The following is a 21910-nucleotide window of genomic DNA, read 5'->3' as shown; positions in this document are numbered from 1 at the left end:
ATTATCCCCTTACCTTTCCCACAAACATGTATGAATCTTTATGTTGGTATAGAACTTCTTTTTCGGATATGTTTAGCTCCTCCTGTATCATTTTGGTGATTCTCGTCTCGCAGTAGCCACCCTGACAGCGCCCCATGGTTGCACGTGTACGGTTTTTGATGCCCGCTACAGTGTGCACACCCAAAGGATTATGTATAGCCTGAAGAATCTCGGCCTTTGTTACTGATTCACATCTGCAGGCTATTTCACCGTACAGAGGGTTATCTCGGACAAGTTTTTCTTTCTCTTCTAAAGACAATTCAGAGAATCTTGTAATTCCTTTCCGATAAGGACAAAAATCAGGATTGGAAATCAATGAATCGATTTCCTGCATCTTTTGGACTACACGTCTTGCAAGAGGGAGTGCACATGTTATACCGGGAGATTCTATACCTACGAGATTAATTGCATGAGGGGCATCTTCCCTGCGCTCCAAAACAAAATCCTGCACTTCACCGGTATCCGGATTAACTAATTTCCAACGGATACCGGCAAATGTTCTGATAAAAAATTCGGGGCGGACTTTATCAAACATTTGTGAACTATCTTTAACAAGACCCGAAAGATGTTCTCTGGTAGTAGAATAATCCTCTTTTCCTTCTGTAATATATGAGTCTGGTCCCACCAATACATTACCGTCAATAGTAATTGTTGCATGTGTGGCAAACCCTCCCTTTTCATTGGGAGCAGGATATACAGGGGTCCTTAACCCAATACCGGCTTTTTTGTCGAGTACATAATATTCACCCTTGAAGCCTCTTGTGACATAACCAGTAATACCTAGCATATCCGAGATTTTTGTGCTGTACATTCCGGCACTGTTGATTACCCACCGTGATGTTACCATGCCATTATTTGTTGTAATCTGATAGTGGCTATTATCTGTTTTTAAACCCAGCACCTCACTATTGAAGCGAAAATGCACTCCATTTTGATGTGCATTTTCGGCTAGGGCTATTGTGTACTGTATAGGATCTAAAATTCCTGACATAGGACTATACATTGCGAATTCACCACGGGCATTTGGCTCAATTTGGCTCAACTGCTTCTTATCAATGATTTCCAGGCCATCTACACCGTTTAATTCACCGATTGACTTGTATTTTAATATGTTGTTGTAATCAGTATCGGTAAAACCAACGACAACTTTTCCACTGCGCCTAAAAGGAACATCTAGCTCCCGTGCAATCTGATTAAACTCACGATTTCCTTCTACTGCACAAATTGCTTTTAGTGAGCCGGGTTTATAAGTAAAACCGGCATGCAGCATACCTGTATTACGACTTGAATTACCATATGCAACGTCAAGCTCTTTTTCAAGTACACATATTCGAAGCTTATATCTGGAAAGCTCTCTTGCGATTGCACATCCTACAACTCCGGCTCCAATCACTACTACATCATAGCTATACATGAGTACAACCCCCTTACATTTGTTTATAGGAATTGTAATCTGGTCTTTGTGTGCTTGCAATATTGCCATTAAAAAAAGAACAGCTTTCCCCTTGTTATTGAATAAACAGGACAAATCTGTTCTAATGTTTATCTTTCAATGCGTTCGCTGTTCTGTATTAGATGCATTAACATACTGTCATAGGCATCGCTGGATTTAACATGATTGATTGCATTGGCTATATTACGATGCACCGCGATGGTTTTGGCGCCCAACAGCTCTTTTGGCATGCTATGCTGCAGCAGCAGGGCCTGATGTATAGAGGGGATAATGTTACTGACTACAAGATTTTTACTGCTGGAAGCTATAAGAGAATGAAATTCTAAATCTTTAAGGAGATAAGATTTCTTCTCTCTGAATAGCAGCTCCATCTCATCACAAAGCTCTAATAATGCCCGGCGTTCTTTCGCAGATGCGTTCTGGGCAGCCAAAGCGGCCATTTTGGGCTCAATTAAAATGCGCAGCTGTATTAAATCCTCAGACATTTTTTTCTTATCATAAATTTGAGATAGTCCAAGAGGATCATCACTTATTAACATACGCTTTGATACAAAAGTACCTGATCCTTTTCGAACCTCTAAGATATTTTTGGAAACCAGTATTTTGATTGCATCCCTCAGAGTGTTTCGTCCCACCTCCAATTCTTCAGCAAGTTCGTGCTCATTGGGAAGCTTTGAACCTATTCCATAGTTATTGCAATAAATCATGTTTAGCAATACATCTGCAGTTTTCTCGGCCAAAGAATGCCTATTTAATTTGCTCACCTCAAATCCTCCTTTTAATGATTCCAAAATTGCTGCACAATAGAAATAAAATCTTTTGCGGCAGCACTTTGATAGCGATTTTTATTATAACATGCGACTATGTCCCAGACAGGGTGAGAGGGTAGGGAAAAGTAACATATTTTTTTATTTGAAGGATCAATGTAATGTCCGGGGATTAGGCCACAGCATATTTCGGACTCAATCATTGCTATAATTGTATATGTGCTTGTGGTTTCGAATAAAACCTGCGGCTTAAACCCACAGCTTTCAAAGAGAGGGTCAATAAGCGGTCGGATAGTTGAGGATTGGTCCATAAGAACAAAGGGTTCTTCACGCAATTCATATAAATCTCCTTCTGAGAAGGGCAGAGTGTTATTTTGGGCATATTTGCTGTAAGGATGGCGGGGAGGAATGGCAAGAAAAATCTCTTCCTTCTTAATTGGTACATATCCTAGAGGGCCTTTTTCTTTTGGAGCTGGAAGAGTTAAAAAACCAATGTCAAGATTACCTTGAGCGATTTCATGCATTTGTTCCTCCACCGATAATTCTACTGGCTTGACAATAATACCGGCATGTCTTTTGTGGAATTCAGGATAGACAGAAGAAAACATAACTGTTCCCCGGTTGTGAGTAAATCCTACAGAAAGTCTGCCCTTTTGTGCTTCTGTAAGATCATATATCCGATTATAAGCATCTTTTTTTATGGAAATTATCTTTTGCGCAGAAGCAATATATATTTTACCGGCTTCTGTCAGGTGCCAATTGGTACGGGAACGAACGAAAAGATCAGTACCAAGTTCTTTTTCTAATTTTAATAGCTGCTGGTTCAGTGCTGATTGTGTAATAAAAAGCTTCTCGGCAGCTCTGGTAATACTGTTTTCTTCAGCGATTTTTACGATGTATTCTAATTGCTTTAAATCCATGGCCAGTTCCTTTCTATAAGAAAAATTAAGGAAACAATTAATATTATAAGCTGTATTTAGAGAAAAGTCTATATTATACTGGGGATAAAATGAATGTAATAGTTCAGCCATGCGAATTTTCGACAGCGTAGGCAGGAGAAAGCTTGCTTTCGTATGCATATGCTGCCGAAAATTCATATGGCGCTCTGCCACAGCGAGATGAAGCGCAGCACATGTCCTTGGTTAGCAACCGTAGTGTGGTTGTTTAACAAGGACGGTACCCTTGGGGTGGAATCGAGCTGATGGCTGAACCGTTACAAATGAATCTAGGAGGTTGCTGAATGGAAAAGAAGTTATTGGTAAAAGTGAATGACAGGGATAATGTAGCCATAGCAATACGAGATATTCCTGCAGGAACAGACCTTGGCGGCGGTTTGACTGCCAATCAGGAAATACCACAGGCGCACAAAGTGGCTTTGCAAAGGATTGAAGAAGGTAATGAGGTTATCCGGTATGGTGTGGCACTTGGATATGCCCTGAGGACAATCGAAAGGGGGGACTGGATAAACGAATTTATGCTGGAACTTCCCAATGTCCCATCTGTAGATGAACTGGCCTGTGGAACGAATCTTGCGCCAGAATTGCCTGAGCCTGTAAGAAGAACATTCCGGGGCTTCAAGAATCCAAATGGAGGGTATGCCGGTACGAGAAATATACTTGGTATCAGTACAACGGTTCAATGTGTAACCGGGGTGTTGAATGTAGCTGTGGAAAGAATGAGAAAAGAGTTATTGCCCAAGTATTCTAATGTGGACGATATTGTACCCATCAACCATGCATATGGATGTGGAGTGGCAATTAATGCTCCGGAGGCAGTCATTCCAATTCGCACTTTACATAACCTGGTAAGAAACCCTAATTTTGGAGGAGAACTGATGGTTGTTGGGCTGGGATGTGAAAAACTCACGGTTGACAAGCTTTTAAATCAAGATGAAATTACAGAAGAAAATGTGGTTATCCTGCAGAAAGAAAAAGGATTTGAAGCTATGGTTGATAAGCTGATGAAAGTTGCTGAAGAAAAGCTAAAAGTTCTTAATAAAAGAGAAAGGGAAGAGCTGCCCTTGTCAGAGCTATGTATTGGTCTGCAATGTGGAGGAAGTGATGCATTTTCCGGTGTGTCGGCTAATCCGGCGGCCGGGTATGCGGCGGATATGCTGGTGCAGGGCGGAGCAACTGTTATGTTTTCAGAGGTAACGGAAGTCAGGGATGGGGTGCACTACATTGCCCAGCGATGTGTCGATCAAGCCGTATGTGACAAGTTGGCAAAGGAAATGAAATGGTATGATCATTATCTGGAAGAGGGTGAAGTAGACCGCAGCGCCAACCCGACTCCGGGAAACAAAAAAGGCGGACTTTGTAATATTGTTGAAAAGGCGATGGGGTCTATCGCGAAATCTGGTACATCACCCATAGCGGAGGTATTGTCACCGGCTGAATTGCCTACAAAAAAAGGATTGATTTTTGCTGCTACACCTGCAAGTGACATTGTATGTGGACCATGCCAATTAGCTTCGGGTATTACATTGCAGGTTTTTATGACTGGCAGAGGAACTCCTTACGGCCTGGCAGCGGCACCGGTTATTAAAGTTTGCTCCAGAAATGAAATGAAAGAACAATGGGGTGATCTCATTGATGTAAATGCCGGGCCTGTGGCTACAGGAGAATCTGATATTGAAACAGTGGGAACAGAGTTGTTCAACAAGATTCTCAGAGTTGCGGGTGGCGAAGAAAAATCTGCTGCTGAGAAATATGAACTGCATAATGATTTATGCATTTTCAACCCTGCGCCTATTACGTAATATACGCGCTATTGCATAACTCAAGACGAATGGCAGAAGATTATTTTTAATTAAAACAAGTTTTACAAAGACTGTTGCGAATGTAGAAGTTTGCAGCAGTTTTTTGTGCCTTTCTTATATAGTTTCAAAAATTGAAAACATATTTGCAAATGGTGAAACAAGATAACAAGAACAATAAGCGCAAAGATTTTACAGGGCATTCTGAAGCAAGAATGAAATAAAAGGCGAAATATAAGATTCATAAAGTGAAAAGCTGTCAAATGTGAATAAAATACGCAAACATTTCTTGCTCTTTTGCCAATAGATAATTTAATAGAGATTTTTTACAATGATTACATCGAAATCATGAGCTCGTTGATTTATATGTTAAATTTAAGTAGCCTGGATTACAGCGTGTTTAAAGACAAAAAATCCATCTTTTCATGGGCTCCTTCCGGCGCCATTCTCTTTGGAAACGGAGCTGCGAAACGAACTGGAGAAGAATTGAAAAAATTAGGCGTAAAAAAAGCAACCCTTGTCACGGACCAGGGACTTGTGAAATTTGGAATTGCAGATAAAATCATTCAGTCGGTCACGGGTGCGGGAATCAAACTGGATGTTTACGACGAGTGTAAGCCGGATTCTTCTGTGGAAACCGTGGACAAAATTGTGGCACTTGCAAAGGATTCAGATGTGGTAATCGGCCTTGGAGGCGGAAGCTCCATGGATCCGGCAAAAGCGGCGGCAATTCTCGTTACAAACGGCGGAAGCATCAGGGATTATCAGGGTTGTGATAAGTTTACGGCAGCGCCTCTCCCGATTGTTGCGATTCCTACCGCGGCGGGAACAGGAAGTGAATGTACACCCTTTGCAGTCATTGCAGACCGTCAGAGGGCATGGAAAATGCCGGTCGGCGGGACTGGAATTATGCCGGCACTGGCTATCTGTGATCCGGAGCTGACCTATTCTCTGCCGGCAAGTGTGACGGCAGCAACAGGGATGGATGCACTGACACATGCGATTGAAGCGTACACATCCCGCTGTACGGAGCCCATTTCCGATGCACTTGCAGTTCAGGCAATAAAACTGATTGCTCCTGCGATCCGCCCTGTGGTTTACCGGGGAGACAGTGATAAGGATGCACGGTATGATATGATGATGGGGGCAATGCTTGCGGGATATGCTTTTACCACTGCAAGTCTGGGTATTTCCCATTGCATGGCACATCCGCTGGGGGCGCAGTACCATGTGCCGCATGGTGTGGCAAATGCGTTGTGTCTTCCGGTTGTTATGGAATTTAATATGGGTGCCTGGCCGGAGCACTATGCGGATATCGCAGGGTTTTTTGGCGAGGATACCTATGGAATGTCTGTGCGGGAGGCAGCAAAAGTTGGGGTACAATGCGTATATGAATTGTTGGAAGATATGCCGATCAAACCGCTGGAGTCATTCGGCGTGACAGAGGACGGGCTGGAGCGACTTGCCGATGATGCTATGGAGGGAGGCGACCGGCCCAATAATGCGAGAATGACAACGAAGGACGACTTTATTCAGTTATACAAAAAAGTTATGACGCTGAAGAAATAGGACGTCTCTTGGATAAAGCGAAAGAACAGGAAGGAGAACATCATGATACACACTATTTCAACACTAGCAGCACCAGCAGCAATCGGACCATATTCTCAGGGGAACCAGGCCGGCCATTTTATTTTTCTTTCCGGGCAGCTCCCGGTTGACATGGAGAGCGGCGCATTTCCGGAAAGCGTGGAGGAACAGACGGAAAAGTCGCTGACAAATATCCGCTCCATTCTGGAGTCCAGTGGCTGTACCATGGATAATGTGATTAAGACAACCGTATTTCTGAGTGACATGAACAATTTTGGTGCAATGAATGGAGTTTATGAGAAGTTTTTTTCAAAAAATGCCTACCCGTCCCGAAGCGCGGTAGAGGTAGCAACACTGCCGAAAGATGCATTGGTTGAGATTGAAGCAATTGCTTATATCGATTAACTGAAGGAGTACAAGTATCATGAAATATAATTTTGATGAAATTATTGACCGCAAACATACAAGCTGTATGAATACAGATGGGTTCAGGCAATATATCTTTCATGCAGATGAAACGCTGAAGTTTCCCTATACAGACGATGAATTTATTCGTATGTGGATTGCCGATATGGAATTTGCAGCACCAGACTGTATTACTGACGCAATCAGGCAAAGGCTTGACAGGAAGATTTTCGGCTATACGAGGATTTTTGGGGATGAATATTACAACACGTTTTTGTCATGGACAAAGAAGCTGTACGATTGGACATTTCCGAAGGAAAACCTGTATACTTCTCACGGAGTAATTCCTGCACTGTATGAATTGACCGGGTATATTTGCGGGCCAAAGGATAAAGTTCTGATTATGACGCCTTCTTATGCGTATTTTAAATATGCCGCAGAGCATAACGAGGTGGAATATGTCTGCTCTGATTTATTGAATCAGAAAAACGACGGATATTATGAAATCGACTTTGAGGATTTCAGGGGAAAAGCGGAAGATCCTGCAGTAAAACTATTCATTTTCTGTAATCCGCATAATCCGTCCGGACGAATTTGGAGTGAGGAGGAGCTGCACAGGGTAGCGGAGATTTGTTTTGAAAACGGGGTCATGATTATTTCCGATGAAATTCATTGTGATTTGATTCGGACAGGATGTACACATACTCCTCTTGCAAAACTGTATCCTGACAGTGACCAGATTATTACCTGCATGGCTCCCAGCAAAACATTTAATACGGCAGGACTGCAGTTCTCCAATATCATCATCCCAAATGAAAAGGTGCGGAAATGTTGGCTGAAATGGCATAATTTCGATGAGAATCCATTGTCATTGGCGGGGGCTCTGGGCGCCTATCAGGGGGGGTATGACTGGCTGATGGAACTGAGAAAGTATCTGGATGCAAATTTTGCGTTTGTACAGGATTATCTGGCGTCTCATCTGCTGGAGGCCGTGTTCCGGATTCCCGAGGCAACATATCTCGGCTGGGTGGATATCGGAGCATATGTAGAGGAAGGCGAAAATCTCCCGCTGCTTTTTGCAGAAGGCGCTGGTGTGCTTTTGGAGGGCGGCAACATGTTCGTCCAGAATTCAGATACATATATCCGACTGAATGTGGCTTGTCCTCGTTCAGTGTTGGAAGAAGGGATGCGCAGAATATGCAGTCTGCTGACAGAAAGAAGGAAGCAAGCACGAAAAAACTGTAAAACAAAGTAGCTTTCTGGTTTCCATTTTTGGTGACGTGTATATTTTATATGAGGTGGTGCCCGAGAAATTTATATGTGATATACTAATATCTATAATAATACACGGAGGGATAAGCTATGCATTTTGGATTTTCATATGTCGGTCTAATTTTTTTAATTATGCTGACGGTGCCAAACATTTTTTGGACGAAAAATCAACCAAAGGATTACGAGAGATATGTTGTGAATGAGAATAAAATTTTGTTGATATTTGAGCGTGCCGGCGAAGTTCTGGTTACTTGTTTGGCATTGATTTTCAGTGATTTTAACATTCACCCGTGGTCTGCCTGGACACTGTGGTTAATCACAGCGGCTGTTCTGATGGTTTTGTATGAAGTTTATTGGATTCGATATTTTAGAAGTGAAAAGACCATGAAGGATTTCTATAGTAGTTTACTTGGAGTACCTGTAGCCGGAGCCACGCTTCCCGTATCTGCATTCTTTTTGTTGGGAGTGTACGGTAAAAATATTCTGCTGATAATTGCTGTAGCAATTTTAGGCATCGGACATATTGGCATTCATTTAAATCATAGGAAGGAACTGCTTTTATGATGTCATTTCCTGTGGAAGAGAGCCTCACAGCTGCTCCTTTTTGCGGGCATATTTTTTACGATATTTTTTCTCCACGGTTGATTCACTTCCCGCCTCTATCGCTTCTTCGTAATAACCCAGCTTAGCATTCACAAGATTCAATTTCAGCCCCTTTATAATTCTGGGCCCGAATACAATGCCTCCTAATACACCTAATGTTAATAAACTATAAAATGGAATTTTATAATTCATTCTAACCTCCATTTCTGCATATCAAAATACGCGCCCTTCATAATCGAACGTTCGTTTATGTTAAGTGAATAAATTAGCACTCCGGATAGGAGCGTTAATTTTTAATTGCATCCCAGCACATTTGAAATACCATATCATAATTAACTGTGCCGGTCATATTAGTGGCATTACAAGTTTCTTTATAAACTTGAGTTATAGGATACGTACAAAATGCTATTAGTAAAACGGGCGAAGTCTGTTTGAGGATTCCGATTATTGTCAACAATTATTTAAAGCAGCTTATGATAAGGAGGTCCCTTGGGTGTGAAAAAAAGGTCCTGTAATTTAATCGTTGTCTTCAACAAGGGCACATTTTACGGGATTTTTTAGGCCTTGCATCATTAGGTCTGAGCAGATTGTGGCAATGGTGTTGTCTGCAATCTCCATATCACTTAAGACCCATTGCGATAGAACAGAATAGATTCCCCCGGCAGTATAACAGTTTGTAATAAATAAATAAGGATTTGATTCATTATTACTCTTGTTACACTGGGCAATGAACCGGTCTAGTATTTTTTCGCCAAAGCCGGCCTGAAGCAGAAGCTTAAACTGGGGGGCAAGCTTTCGGGTGCGGCTTAAAAGTTCCAGCCATGATTCGAAGCTCTCAGTTGAAGGATCATATTTGGTGAGAGCATTTGAATATTCTATTGTTATTTTCTGAAGGAATTTCTCAAGGATATCTTCCTTTGAAGAATAGTTTCTGTAGTAGGAAGCGCGGGATACCCCTGCTTTCCTGATAATATCTGTAATAGTTATTTCTGAAAAGGATTGTTCTTTCATTAGTAGTACAAGTGCAGACTCTATGCATTCTCTTGTAAGAGCATTTGACTCTTTATTTGATTGTCTTAATACATTTTTCTTTTGCAATTCTGTCATTTGTTTCATTGATACATTATCTCCTTTTTTGTTTCATCGGGGACTATAATAATTGACGAATCATCACACATGTGATACATTTGTTTTGATGAAACACATGTATCACTGCGAGTAGTTATGATAACATAAAAAGAAGATTAAATCAATAAGGAGTGATTGTAATGATAATATTCTATTTTACAGCCAGTGGAAACAGTCTGGCTGTTGCAAAGAAAATCGGAGGTGAATTAAAATCCATTTCTCAGGAAATGAAATGTACAGACTTAAATTATGAAGATGATGCCATAGGACTTGTTTTTCCGGTTTATGCCAATGAGCCGCCCAAAATGGTGCAAGAGTTTCTGTCCAGAGCAAAGATGAAGTCGGATTATTTTTTTGCGGTTGGAACTTACGGAATGATGTCCGGAAACCCCTTTAAGTATGTTCAGAGAGAAGCAAAAAAGAATGGGTATCAATTTGACTATACGAACTGTCTGCTGATGGTAGACAATTTTCTGGATAACTTTGATGTTAAAAAAGAAGTGCAAAAGATACCAAAGAAGAAAATTGAAGAAAATCTGGCTGTTATTTTAGCTGATATTGAGGCCCGCAGAGAAAAAGAGATGCCTGCCGGGATTATGACCAGAGCTGTCACAAAGATGTGTGAGCCACTGTACAGGGGAATTGTAAGTGGAAAGATGTCAGAAAAATTTACTGTAGATGACAAATGCATAAAATATGGTATATGCGCCAATGTTTGTCCGGCTGGGAATATCACCGTAAAAGAAAGCGTGCAGTTTAGTCAGAAATGTGAAGGGTGTTACGCCTGTCTTCATATGTGCCCCCAAAATGCAATTCATGTTAAAAATGAAAAAAGTAGTGACAGGTGGAGAAATCCGGAGGTTACTTTAAAGGAAATCATTGATTCAAATAAACAGTGAGAAAGAGTAGAGAATGAATGGAATGACAGATAATTATTTACTCTGCAGCCCGCAGTAAGGTGATATTTCTCCGTTCTGTTTTAATAAGCTGTTCATGATTTAGTTTTTTTATTTCGCGCATCATGGCGCTTCTGTCAACAGACAGATAATCGGCGAGATCGGTAAATGGCAGCGGCAGTATAAAATGATTGGCGTTATATCTTTCGCTTAAACAGCCAAAGTAAAGCAAGAGTTTCTCTCTTATTGTTCGCTGCTGCAGGATATAGATGTGTGCAGACATCTTCTTTTCAAACCCGTGCAGCATATCATCTAGGATATTTGTACTGTCCGGATGGTTTTCTGTGCAGCAGTCAGCAAGTTGATTATAATTTATTAAAGCAATTTCGCAGGGATATTTTGAAATAATATAGAAAATATTCCCTGCGAGATTTAGCAGCATTTTCCTGCTAAATAAATCTCCTGTTTCAAAGCACTCAATGATTCCCCGCTGAGCAGCTTCGTTTTCCCCTACAAGATAGGCAGTGCCTCTGATTACTACCCCTAATAAATCCTCCCTGCAGGAAGTATGCATAATCACTTCATTCTTTTTAAAGGTCTTTATATTCTTTTTATAGTTCTCCACAATTGTACTTATATCGAGTGCTGTTAATCTAAAGCCGGCATATAGATGTTTTGTCCCTTTTCGCATATTTAGTCCCCTGTTTATTGAAATATACTAGATATAGTATATTTTACTACAAATTGTGATTTATGCAACAGCTTTTTTAATCAAGATTATTTATAATAAACAATGTCGCAAACTTAGAAACAGAAAGGATAAGTAACATGAAAATCATTAAACGAAATGGATCTGAAGAAACATTTAATGCTGGTAAAATAGCCATTGCGGTTACAAAGGCCAATTCTGCCGTCGAAAGGCAGGAGCTTACACCGGAGCAAATAGCGGAGATTGCTGACTATATTGATTATAAATGTGCAAAATTGAATCGTTCTGCTTCCGTGGAGGAAGTTCAGGATATGGTGGAAAACCAGATCATGGCAATGGGGGCATTTGAGGTTGCAAGACGGTATGTCAGATATCGTTATTCGCGCTCACTGATTAGGAAAGCAAATACAACGGATGACCGCATCCTCACACTTCTAGAGTGCAACAACGAGGAGGTTATGGAAGAAAACTCCAATAAGGATCCTGTTGTTAACAGTGTTCAGCGTGATTATATGGCCGGTGAAGTCAGTAAGGACATTACAAAAAGACTGCTTCTGCCCGAAGACATTATAGAGGCAGATAAGGAGGGCATTATTCATTTTCATGATGCCGACTATTATGCTCAGCATATGCATAATTGTGATCTGGTTAATCTTGAGGATATGCTTCAAAATGGGACGGTAATCAGTGAAACCTTAATCGAAAAGCCCCATAGTTTTTCTACCGCGTGCAATATTGCAACTCAGATTATTGCACAGGTTGCCAGCAATCAGTATGGGGGACAGAGCATCAGCCTGACACACCTTGCACCGTTTGTTCAAGTCTCAAGAGACAAAATTAGAAAAGAAGTTCTGGAAGAAATAGAATCTTTAGGCATGACTGTTTCTGAGGAGGATATTACGAGAATTACAGAGAAACGTCTTCATGATGAAATTAAGAAAGGCGTCCAAACTATACAGTATCAGATCATTACATTGATGACAACAAACGGGCAGGCTCCGTTTCTTACGATTTTCATGTATCTGAATGAAGCAAAAGACGAGCAGGAAAAGAAAGATCTGGCACTGATTATTGAGGAGATGCTTCGGCAGCGCTACCAGGGAGTAAAAAATGAAGATGGTGTGTGGATTACTCCTGCTTTTCCGAAATTGATTTATGCTCTTGAAGAAGATAATATTATGGAAGGCTCCAGATTCTATTACCTTACTGAGCTTGCTGCAAAATGTACTGCAAAGAGAATGGTGCCGGATTATATCTCCGAAAGAATGATGAAAGAGCTCAAAGAGGGAAACTGCTTTCCTGTTATGGGATGCCGCAGTGCCCTGGGACCCTGGAAAGATGAAAATGGCAGATATAAATTTTACGGAAGATTTAATCAGGGTGTTGTAACAATCAATTTGGTTGATGTGGCGTTGTCTTCCGGGGGAAATATGGAAAGATTCTGGAAGATATTCGATGACCGGCTGGAGCTTTGCTACCGCGCATTAATGTGCCGCCACGAACGCCTAAAGGGAACACTTTCTGATGCGGCACCGATTCTCTGGCAGTACGGTGCTATTGCAAGACTTAAAAAAGGTGAGAAAATCGACAAGCTGCTATATGGAGGGTATTCTACAATCTCATTGGGATATGCCGGTTTGTGCGAATGCGTCAGATATATGACAGGAAAATCTCATACAGACCCTGAGGCCACCCCGTTTGCGCTGGAAGTTATGAAGCATATGAATAAAGCCTGTGAGAGATGGAAAGAAGAAACGAATATTGGATTTAGCATTTATGGCTCTCCAATTGAAAGTACTACTTACAAATTTGCAAAGTGCCTGCAAAAAAGATTTGGTATGATTGAAGGGGTGACAGACAAGAGTTACATTACAAACAGTTATCATGTTAATGTAACAGAGGAAATTGATGCTTTTTCAAAATTAAAATTTGAGGCGCAATTTCAGGAATTATCTACCGGGGGCGCAGTCAGCTATGTAGAGGTTCCCAATATGCAAAATAACATTCCGGCTGTTTTACAGGTTATCCGATTCATTTATGACAACATTATGTATGCAGAGCTTAACACAAAAAGTGATTACTGCCAAAAGTGTGGGTTTGACGGTGAGATTCAAATTGCTGCAGAGGATGGCAAACTGATCTGGGAATGCCCCCGCTGTCATAACCGTGACCAAAATACGATGAATGTTGCAAGAAGAACCTGCGGATACATCGGTACACAATTCTGGAACCAGGGCCGGACGCAGGAAATAAAAGAAAGGGTACTACATTTGTAATATGAACTATGGTGAAATTAAAAAATGTGATATAGCCAACGGAGAAGGAGTGAGGGTATCACTCTTTACTTCAGGCTGTACGCATCATTGCAAAGGATGCTTCAATAAAGAAACCTGGTCATTTTCTTATGGGAAACCATTTACAGAAGGAACGCAGAAATATATTATGAACCTCTTAGCACCGAGTTATATTAACGGACTGTCTTTATTGGGGGGAGAGCCGTTTGAGCCGGAAAATCAGCGGGCTTTGCTGCCTTTCCTAAAAGAAGTGAGAAAACAGTTTCCTGAGAAAAATATCTGGTGCTATACGGGCTATACACTGGAAAGCGATTTGCTTAGAAACAGCCGTGCGAGGTGTGAATGCACAGACGAAATGCTGGGGCTGATTGATGTGCTGGTTGACGGCGAGTTCAAGGAGGAACTAAAAGATATCAGTCTGCAGTTTAGAGGTTCATCAAATCAGAGGATTATTAATGTTTCGGGGACACTGAAAAGCAAAACGATGCAATTTTTTGCATCAGATTATGGTCATATGCCTATAAATGTGATATAATAAATAAACAAAATATTAGTCTTATGTTAATAAAAACAATATAAAGGTCAATATATTAGCCTTAAACTGGAGAATGGTAAACAATGTTTAGTGAGTTTAAGTTTCCGAAAGAAATTGCAAAAGATATTGCTTTGCAGGAAAAGAGAAAAAGGAAAAGAAGAAAACTGACACAGGCAGAGTTAAGTGAAAGGGCGGGAATCAGCCTTGCTTCTCTAAAGCGTTTTGAGCAGACCGGAGAAATCTCTTTTGTTTCGTTAATAAAAATAGCGGACATACTGGGAGAGAAAGAGGCATTTGGAAAACTCTTTACAAGTAAAGAATATCAATCAATTCAGGAGGTTATAGATGAAAGAAATCAATAATCTGACTGTAAAATATCATGACAGACTAGTAGGAATTCTGGCCGAGACAAAAGAGGGAAAAGGTGCATTCCAGTATGACAGAGAGTGGTTGGAGGAGGGATTTTCCATCAATCCATTAAGTCTGCCCCTGGAGACAAAAGTGTTTTTACCTAAAACGGATGCCTTGGAAGGCTTATTTGGAGTGTTTGCAGACTCTCTTCCGGATGGCTGGGGAAGGCTGCTGGTGGATCGGATGCTGCTGTCCCGGGGAAGAATTCCGGCTGAAGTTCGTCCTGTCCAAAGGCTGGGGATTGTTGGGAGTACAGGCATGGGAGCTCTGGAATATTACCCGGAATTGATGCAGTTAGGCGAGAGGGAGCAGATTGACTTTGACCAGATATCTGGGGAATGCAGGAAGATTTTAAATGAAGAAGAGAGTGAGAATCTGGATACACTGTTTATGTTGGGAGGTTCCTCCGGGGGAGCAAGGCCGAAAGTATTGATTTCCGTGAATGGCGAATCATGGATTGTGAAGTTCCCTTCTTCTTATGATCGAAGAACAATAGGAGAAGAGGAATACCGTTATATGGAATGTGCCAGAAAATGCGGGATAGCTGTGCCGGAAGTAAGATTATTCCCATCAGAAAAAGGGAAGGGCTATTTTGGTGTAAAGCGCTTTGACAGGGCAAGTTCTGGAAGGATTCACATGATAACGGCAAGCGGTCTGCTGGAAACCTCACACAGGATTCCGAATCTTGATTATAATGATTTGATGAAATTAATATATATTCTGACAAAGGATAACCGGGAGTTGGAAGAGATGTACCGAAGGATGTGCTTCAATGTATATGCACATAATAGGGATGACCACTCAAAGAATTTTTCCTATCTGTATAATGAAAAGGAAAAAAGATGGGTACTGTCCCCTGCCTATGATTTGACTTACAGCAATTCTATTGGTGGAGAACATGCCACCTGTGTAAATGGAAATGGGAGGGATCCTGGAATAAAGGATTTGCTTGAGGTAGGAGTGAGGGCAGGAATTCCGGAAAATAAGGCCAGGCAGATTGCCGAAAATATAGAAGAGACTGTAATAACTGAGTTGAAAGATATATTGAATTCATACAAATAATAGGAGGGTTTAGTATATGTGGGCGGTATTTGTTTTTTTATCGGCTGTATTTGCAGCCTTGACCTCCATTTTGGCCAAGGTAGGGATTGAGGGTGTAAATTCCAATCTTGCCACAGCACTTCGCACGGTAGTTGTACTTGTTATGGCCTGGGGGATGGTCCTTTTAACAAGTGCACAGAAGGGAATAACAGAAATCAGCCATAAGAGCTGGCTCTTTCTAATTCTTTCGGGTTTGGCAACGGGGGCTTCCTGGCTGTGTTACTATAAAGCTCTGCAGATGGGAGAAGCGTCTAAAGTGGTTCCGATAGACAAACTAAGTGTTGTTATAACATTGGTTCTGGCATTTGTATTCTTACACGAGAGTTTTACTTCTAAGTCTTTGATAGGTGTCATTCTGATAACAGCAGGTACTCTGATTATGGTTCTATAGAGGATTTGCGCGCAGGAAGTGATACGGTGAATACGGTTCCTTCCTGGGTGGTGCTTGACGCTTTGATGCTGCCTTTATGATTATGAACGATTGACTGGGCAATTGACAGTCCCAGCCCATAGCCGCCTGTTTCCCGGGATCTGGATTTGCTCGCACGGTAAAAGCGCTCAAAAATATGCTCCAGATCCTCCTTTGGTATGAGTGGACCTGTATTTTTCACACGAAGCACTGCTTTTTCATGTTTCTGCTCCAGAGTGACAAGTATTTCCCCGTTTTTGGCATATTTACATGCATTGTCCAGGAGAATCATTAAAAGCTGTTTTAACTGTTTTTCATTTCCTGACACAAAAGTGTTGTCTTTGATATCTTCCGTCATTGTAGTGTTCTGCTCATAGGCAACGGATTCAAAGGGAAGAATACATTCCCAAACAACCTGAGAAAAGTTCAAAGGCGTATGAGGCGCGGGAGGTGCGGCAGCCGCATCCTCTTTGGCTAAAAATAGAAGATCTTGCAGCAGATCCTTCATCCGGACTGCTTCTTCTTCTGTATTATCAAGCCATCTTTTTTCCTCTGCAATCGTGTTTTCAGGATGAGACTTCAGTATATCCAGATTGGCAAGGATTACGGTCAGTGGAGTCTTCAGTTCGTGGGAGGCGTCTGCTACGAACTGATGCTGCTTGTCCCATGCTTCCTGGACCGGACTGAGCGCCCTGCGGGACAAGTAAACGCTGATAAAAAATGAGGTCAGGAGCACAAGCACAAAGATCAGTACAGATAGCATAAGCAGACTCTGCATATTATCCTTTTCATACGTAATATCCGCAAAAACAATTTTTGTCTCACTATCTGTCTTTTCTATTTTAAAGCGGAGAGCCATATCCTGGATTGTACCGGAAGTTTTTCCCGAGGAGAGGGCGGCATCTGCCGCTGTCTGGGCGGTATCAGTGTCAATCTGGATGCCACTGTCATTGACGGCTGAGACTGTATTGGAGGTTACGTCAAGTATGACAGTGAAGACAGAAATTCTTCCGATGCCTCCATCTTCCGGCCTCTGCGGGCGATTGCCGGTTGCTTTGCCGAAATCAATGGCGGGTTTTAAATCCTCCAGATTTCTCGACAAGGTCTGCTCAATAGCCCTCATGCTGTCTGAATAATATCGCCGGTAATTGGATACGCACATGGTGATCAGAGCTGCAAGGATGACCGCAGTTACAAATACCATATTGGTAATGACAAATTTTCTTCGCAGTTTTTTAATCATTCGTTTTCTCCTCCAGGCGGTAGCCTACTTTGCGGACCGCTATGATTCCTACCTGTGAACCCAGATAATAGAATTTTTTGCGGAGGAAGGAGATGTAGGCCTCCACATTATTGTCTTCCGCATCGGAGTTGTTTCCCCATACATTTTCGATGAGAGAATCCTTTGAAATGAGAATATTGGAATTTATCATCAGAATTTTTAAAATCTCAAATTCTTTAAAGCTCAGATGGATGCTTCTGCCTTTGCACCACAGATCATTGGTGGACAGGACAAGCAGCAGATCCCCAAATTGCAGCTCTTCGAGAATCACATCACCTGTCCGCCTGGAAAGGGCGCGGATTCTCGCCAGCAGCTCTCCCGGTTCGAAGGGTTTTGTCATATAATCATCGGCGCCGTGATCCAGCCCGTCTATCTTGTCGCTCACATCGTCTTTGGCGGTAAGGAGCAGCACGGGTGTCTGGATCCCCTGTTTCCGCATCTCCTGCACAACAGAGAAGCCGTTCATTTGGGGCAGCATTACATCCAATATTACCACGTCATAATTTCCATTTACAGCATAATCCAGACCGTCTGTTCCGGTGTAAACCACATCGCACAGATATTTGGATTCCAGCATAATTTCACGCAGTGCATCTGCCAGCCGGACTTCATCTTCTACAATCAGTACGTTCATTTATCTTCTCCTCAGTCTTTTCCTAATTATACATTTCTTTTGTTTGAGTTTCAATGAAATTAGATTTTAGTGTTGAATGGAGTATACAGACACAAGCTGAAATAAAACTGAAAATCAATTTTAAGGAAAATTTAAGCTAAGGGAATTATGATAAGTGCAGGATAAGAAATGGAGGAAACAATCATGAAGATAACAGCTATTCCGATCCAGGAAGTTTTTAAGAGAACTGAGAAGAAGTATCTGCTCACCCGAAGACAGATGGAGGTGCTTCAGGCAGCGATAGCAGACAGGATGGAACCGGATGTATACGGGAAATATTCTATCTATAATATATACTTTGACACTCCCGATTTCAGTTTGATCCGTACATCTATAGAAAAGCCTGTATATAAGGAAAAAATCAGGCTCCGCAGTTATTGTGTCCCCCAGGCGGATGACAGCGTATTTCTGGAATTAAAAAAGAAATCGGAGAGAGTCGTAGGCAAGAGACGGGTCACGCTGAAGCTTAAGGAAGCTGAAAGATACCTGCTTCGGAGAATCTACCCGGAGCGCGCCGACTGCCAGATACTGCATGAGATCGATTTTGCACTGGCCAGATATCAGGTCGTACCGGCGGCATATATAGCTTATGACCGCGAGGCCCTGTCCGGCATTGAAGATTCTCAGCTCCGCATTACATTTGACGAAAATATCACCTGCCGAAAAACAGATCTGAAGCTTGAACAGGGGCGATATGGAATATCTCTTCTGGAAGAAGAACAGGTTCTCATGGAGATCAAAATTCCGGAAGCAATGCCGGTGTGGCTTGCAGAGCTGTTGTCGGAAATGGAGATTTTCCCCGTTTCTTATTCTAAATATGGCACATATTATAAGCAGTATATCCTGCCGGAGCAGTATCTGCTCTATCAGGAGTCACTGCAAAGACTTATACAGGTAAAAGGGGGTGTATGCTATGCTTAACAGTATTTTATCATCGACGGACGCATCTGCAATCAGTGTGGAGCAATTTCTGATCTGCACCGCTGTATCTCTGGTACTGGGAATTATGATCGCACTTGTACATTGCTACAAAAACAGGGCATCAAAGAACTTTCTGCTCACACTGGCGATTCTGCCGGTGATCGTACAGGTAGTCATTACGATTGTAAATGGAAATCTTGGCACAGGCGTTGCCGTCATGGGTGCTTTCTCTCTGGTACGTTTTCGCTCCGTACCCGGAAATTCAAGAGAGATAGGAAATATTTTCCTTGCAATGGCCATTGGGCTGGCAAATGGTATGGGTTATGTGGGAATCGCGGTATTATTGTTTGTAATTGTATCAGTTCTTCAGGTTCTGCTTATGGTTCTCCCAATTATCGGAGGAAACCAGTACGAAAAGGATTTGAAGATTACCATTCCTGAGAATCTGGATTACCAGGATATTTTTGACGATGTATTTGAAACTTATGCGGCATCGTCACGGCTGGACAAGGTCCGCACCGTCAATATGGGAAGTTTGTATGAATTACACTACAGGGTTGTACTTAAAGACCAGAGCAAAGAAAAAGCATTTTTAGATGACCTCAGGTGCCGGAACGGGAATTTGACTATATCCTGCGGCAGACCGGCCACGGACCGTGAGGAGTTATAGAGAAAGGAAGGTGCGGCAGATGAAAAAGAAATATTTGCTTGCAGTTTTAATATTATCTATGGTGGCTGCAGGGGGCGTGGCAGGCTGCAAGAGTTCGGGAAGTACGGCCGGTTCCACAAGCTCCTCTACCCAGTCGGCAGCGGTGGCTGCGGCTGCTTCAACTACAGTTACGGCTGCGGATATCACTTATGACAATGATGACACAAATGAGACATGGAGTGAGGAGGACGCAACAACGATTTCCCTCTCAGGCTCTTTGGCAGAGATTGATGGAGACGGCGCATCGGAGGCAGATGGTATCATTACCATTAATGATGCAGGGACCTATGTAATAAGCGGAACTTTAAGTGACGGTCAGCTTGTTATTGATGCAGGGTCTGATGATGTAGTGCATCTTATATTGAACGGAGCGTCCATAACTTCCTCTGATGGGGCTGCTATTAATGCACAACAAAGCGGTAAGTTAGTGATTACCCTGGCAGATGGAACAGAAAATAAGATTACAGACGGAAGCACTTATAGTGAGCTGGATGACAGTAATGAACCTGATGCAGCTATTTTCAGCAAAGACGATATTACTATTAATGGGTTCGGGTCACTTACAGTAAAGGGCAACTACAAAAATGGCATCCACAGTAAGGACGGACTGAAAATCGTAAACGGAACAATCACTGTTGATGCGGCAAATCACACTTTAAGCGGTAAGGATTATGTTGCTGTCGGCGGCGGAACTCTAAATCTAACCTCAACAGAGGATACAATCCATTCCGCAACCGATGTTTCCATTACAGATGGAAGTATCACAATCAATGCGGGGGATGACGGAATCCATGCAGACAGTACGGTTACAATAGACGGAGGCACCATAAAGATTGAAAAGAGTAATGAAGGAATTGAAGGCACAGTCGTTACTATTAACGGTGGTGATGTATCCGTAACAGCATCCGATGACGGGGTAAATGGTTCCAACGGCCTAACAGACGATTCTACAGATGAGACCACAACAGAAGAGACAACGACAGACCAGACAACAGATGCGACCAATCAGCCTCAGCCGGGAGATAATGCCGGAGGAGAACCGCCTGGAAACAATCCGGGCCGAGGCGGCGATATGGGCGGCAGCATGGAAAATGATGAAAGTGTTTTGGTTGAGATTAACGGAGGCACGCTTTATATCAATGCTGAGGGCGACTCTATTGACTCTAACGGCAGCTTATCGATCACAGGAGGCGATATCACCATTGACGGAACAACCCAGGGTGGAAATGGGATTATGGATTACAATGGGACAGCGGAGATCACAGGGGGCACAATTACAGGAGTGGGAACTTCAGACATGGCACAGCTCTTCTCGGACAGCTCAACCCAGTACAGCCTGCTCTACGGTTTTGACTCCACACAGAGTGCAGGAACTAAGATTACATTAAAAGATTCTTCAGGAAATGAGGCTGCGTCCATTACATCGGCCAAGACATTCGGTGCGGTGCTGATTAGTTCCTCTAAACTGACAGAAGGAGGAACCTACACCTTATATGCAGGTGACACAAAAGTAGCAGATATCACCCTTGATTCTGTCAACACTACTGCCGGCACGATCAGCGGCGGTATGGGCGGCAGCCAGGGAGGCATGGGCGGAGGTCAAAACGGCATGGATAACGGACAGGGCGGCCCCGGCGGAAACATGGGAAACGGGGGTCCTGGAGGACAGAGGACTCAACAGCAGTAAATGAATAAGTTTCTTAAGTAAAGGGAGGGTGTCGGGAAATAGATAATCTCAAAAAGGGAGGATGTGGCGCTCTGCCACAGCGAGATGTAGTGAAGCGAAATCGAGCTGATGGCTGAACAGTTACGACTTATCAGCCTGCCGGGAACAAAAGATTGTACAATATGGGGGGATGCCTTATAATCTCGAGTTTTGAAGTAAATATGGCAGAAAGCTTTTAAACATAGGCTTTCTGCCAATTCGCCTATATGTGGTACCAAGGCAAATTTTAAAGAAG

The 21910-nt window shown here is 42.4% G+C and carries 22 protein-coding genes; 14 read left to right on the top strand and 8 right to left on the bottom strand.

Features of this window, described 5'->3' with window-relative positions; genetic code table 11:
• Window position 1: 1 nt before the first annotated feature.
• The 3 genes from EDD59_RS11555 to EDD59_RS11545 form a co-directional block, all read right to left on the bottom strand.
• Window positions 2-1453 carry an NAD(P)/FAD-dependent oxidoreductase gene (locus EDD59_RS11555; protein WP_132382015.1) on the bottom strand — a complete coding sequence of 484 codons (1452 nt, stop codon included), beginning with the start codon at window positions 1451-1453 and terminating at the stop codon, window positions 2-4.
• A gap of 128 nt (window positions 1454-1581) precedes the next feature.
• The gene (locus tag EDD59_RS11550) at window positions 1582-2256 is read right to left on the bottom strand and encodes a FadR/GntR family transcriptional regulator (protein WP_132382013.1); all 675 of its coding nucleotides are present in this window, start codon (window positions 2254-2256) and stop codon (window positions 1582-1584) included.
• Between the two features lie 14 nt (window positions 2257-2270).
• The gene (locus tag EDD59_RS11545; protein ID WP_243117413.1) at window positions 2271-3290 is read right to left on the bottom strand and encodes a LysR family transcriptional regulator; all 1020 of its coding nucleotides are present in this window, start codon (window positions 3288-3290) and stop codon (window positions 2271-2273) included.
• 209 nt (window positions 3291-3499) lie between these two features.
• Here EDD59_RS11545 and garD point away from each other — a divergent pair, with 209 nt between their 5' ends.
• The 5 genes from garD (at window position 3500) to EDD59_RS11520 (ending at window position 8842) form a co-directional block, all read left to right on the top strand.
• Window positions 3500-5017 (top strand): galactarate dehydratase, encoded by a 1518-nt coding sequence (gene garD / locus EDD59_RS11540; RefSeq protein WP_132382011.1) that lies wholly within the window; start codon window positions 3500-3502, stop codon window positions 5015-5017.
• A 363-nt stretch (window positions 5018-5380) separates the two neighbouring features.
• A complete protein-coding gene (locus EDD59_RS11535) occupies window positions 5381-6583 on the top strand; it encodes an iron-containing alcohol dehydrogenase (protein WP_165920924.1) in 1203 nt (400 codons plus the stop codon).
• 42 nt (window positions 6584-6625) lie between these two features.
• A complete protein-coding gene (locus tag EDD59_RS11530) occupies window positions 6626-7006 on the top strand; it encodes a RidA family protein (protein ID WP_132382007.1) in 381 nt (126 codons plus the stop codon).
• A gap of 19 nt (window positions 7007-7025) precedes the next feature.
• Entirely contained in the window at window positions 7026-8261 is a 1236-nt protein-coding gene (locus EDD59_RS11525) for a MalY/PatB family protein (RefSeq protein WP_132382005.1), read from the top strand.
• A gap of 107 nt (window positions 8262-8368) precedes the next feature.
• Window positions 8369-8842, top strand: a complete 474-nt coding sequence (locus EDD59_RS11520; RefSeq protein ID WP_132382003.1) for a hypothetical protein — start codon at window positions 8369-8371, stop codon at window positions 8840-8842.
• Between the two features lie 24 nt (window positions 8843-8866).
• Here the strand turns inward: EDD59_RS11520 and EDD59_RS11515 are convergent, their stop codons facing one another.
• Entirely contained in the window at window positions 8867-9073 is a 207-nt protein-coding gene (locus EDD59_RS11515; RefSeq protein WP_132382001.1) for a hypothetical protein, read from the bottom strand.
• Between the two features lie 324 nt (window positions 9074-9397).
• On the bottom strand, window positions 9398-9997 hold the full coding sequence (locus EDD59_RS11510) for a TetR/AcrR family transcriptional regulator (protein ID WP_132381999.1): 600 nt from the start codon (window positions 9995-9997) through the stop codon (window positions 9398-9400).
• Window positions 9998-10149: 152 nt separating this feature from the next.
• Here EDD59_RS11510 and EDD59_RS11505 point away from each other — a divergent pair, with 152 nt between their 5' ends.
• A complete protein-coding gene (locus tag EDD59_RS11505) occupies window positions 10150-10908 on the top strand; it encodes an EFR1 family ferrodoxin (protein ID WP_132381997.1) in 759 nt (252 codons plus the stop codon).
• 37 nt (window positions 10909-10945) lie between these two features.
• Here the strand turns inward: EDD59_RS11505 and EDD59_RS11500 are convergent, their stop codons facing one another.
• Window positions 10946-11596, bottom strand: a complete 651-nt coding sequence (locus tag EDD59_RS11500) for a Crp/Fnr family transcriptional regulator (protein ID WP_132381995.1) — start codon at window positions 11594-11596, stop codon at window positions 10946-10948.
• Between the two features lie 137 nt (window positions 11597-11733).
• Here EDD59_RS11500 and nrdD point away from each other — a divergent pair, with 137 nt between their 5' ends.
• The 5 genes from nrdD to EDD59_RS11475 all read left to right on the top strand — a co-directional run bounded on the left by nrdD (window position 11734) and on the right by EDD59_RS11475 (window position 16346).
• Window positions 11734-13890 carry an anaerobic ribonucleoside-triphosphate reductase gene (nrdD, locus tag EDD59_RS11495; RefSeq protein ID WP_132381993.1) on the top strand — a complete coding sequence of 719 codons (2157 nt, stop codon included), beginning with the start codon at window positions 11734-11736 and terminating at the stop codon, window positions 13888-13890.
• Window position 13891: 1 nt separating this feature from the next.
• The gene (gene nrdG, locus EDD59_RS11490; RefSeq protein ID WP_132381991.1) at window positions 13892-14443 is read left to right on the top strand and encodes an anaerobic ribonucleoside-triphosphate reductase activating protein; all 552 of its coding nucleotides are present in this window, start codon (window positions 13892-13894) and stop codon (window positions 14441-14443) included.
• Between the two features lie 83 nt (window positions 14444-14526).
• Window positions 14527-14805, top strand: coding sequence for a helix-turn-helix domain-containing protein (locus EDD59_RS11485; protein WP_132381989.1), 279 nt, complete (start codon window positions 14527-14529; stop codon window positions 14803-14805).
• A complete protein-coding gene (locus tag EDD59_RS11480) occupies window positions 14789-15916 on the top strand; it encodes a type II toxin-antitoxin system HipA family toxin (protein ID WP_132381987.1) in 1128 nt (375 codons plus the stop codon). Before EDD59_RS11485 ends, EDD59_RS11480 begins: the two co-directional genes overlap by 17 nt.
• Before the next feature lie 16 nt (window positions 15917-15932).
• The gene (locus EDD59_RS11475) at window positions 15933-16346 is read left to right on the top strand and encodes an EamA family transporter (RefSeq protein ID WP_132381985.1); all 414 of its coding nucleotides are present in this window, start codon (window positions 15933-15935) and stop codon (window positions 16344-16346) included.
• Here EDD59_RS11475 and EDD59_RS11470 read toward each other — a convergent pair.
• The gene (locus tag EDD59_RS11470; RefSeq protein ID WP_132381983.1) at window positions 16333-17607 is read right to left on the bottom strand and encodes a sensor histidine kinase; all 1275 of its coding nucleotides are present in this window, start codon (window positions 17605-17607) and stop codon (window positions 16333-16335) included. The genes EDD59_RS11475 and EDD59_RS11470 overlap by 14 nt on opposite strands.
• Window positions 17600-18280: a response regulator transcription factor gene (locus tag EDD59_RS11465; RefSeq protein WP_132381981.1), complete on the bottom strand. Its 681-nt coding sequence runs from the start codon at window positions 18278-18280 to the stop codon at window positions 17600-17602. Before EDD59_RS11465 ends, EDD59_RS11470 begins: the two co-directional genes overlap by 8 nt.
• Window positions 18281-18463: 183 nt before the next feature.
• On the opposite strand from EDD59_RS11465, the gene EDD59_RS11460 reads away from it, so the two are divergent.
• The 3 genes from EDD59_RS11460 to EDD59_RS11450 are packed head-to-tail and all read left to right on the top strand — an operon-like array spanning window position 18464 to window position 21636.
• Complete coding sequence (locus tag EDD59_RS11460; protein ID WP_132381979.1) at window positions 18464-19240, top strand: polyphosphate polymerase domain-containing protein; 777 nt, start codon at window positions 18464-18466, stop codon at window positions 19238-19240.
• Window positions 19233-19910, top strand: a complete 678-nt coding sequence (locus EDD59_RS11455) for a DUF4956 domain-containing protein (protein WP_132381977.1) — start codon at window positions 19233-19235, stop codon at window positions 19908-19910. Before EDD59_RS11460 ends, EDD59_RS11455 begins: the two co-directional genes overlap by 8 nt.
• A gap of 19 nt (window positions 19911-19929) precedes the next feature.
• A complete protein-coding gene (locus EDD59_RS11450; protein WP_132381975.1) occupies window positions 19930-21636 on the top strand; it encodes a carbohydrate-binding domain-containing protein in 1707 nt (568 codons plus the stop codon).
• Window positions 21637-21910 lie beyond the last annotated feature (274 nt).

Source organism: Muricomes intestini, assembly GCF_004346165.1.
Classification (GTDB): Bacteria; Bacillota; Clostridia; order Lachnospirales; family Lachnospiraceae; genus Muricomes; species Muricomes intestini.
Note: the sequence above shows the minus strand (reverse complement) of the source record. Positions and strands in the feature narration are given on the sequence as shown.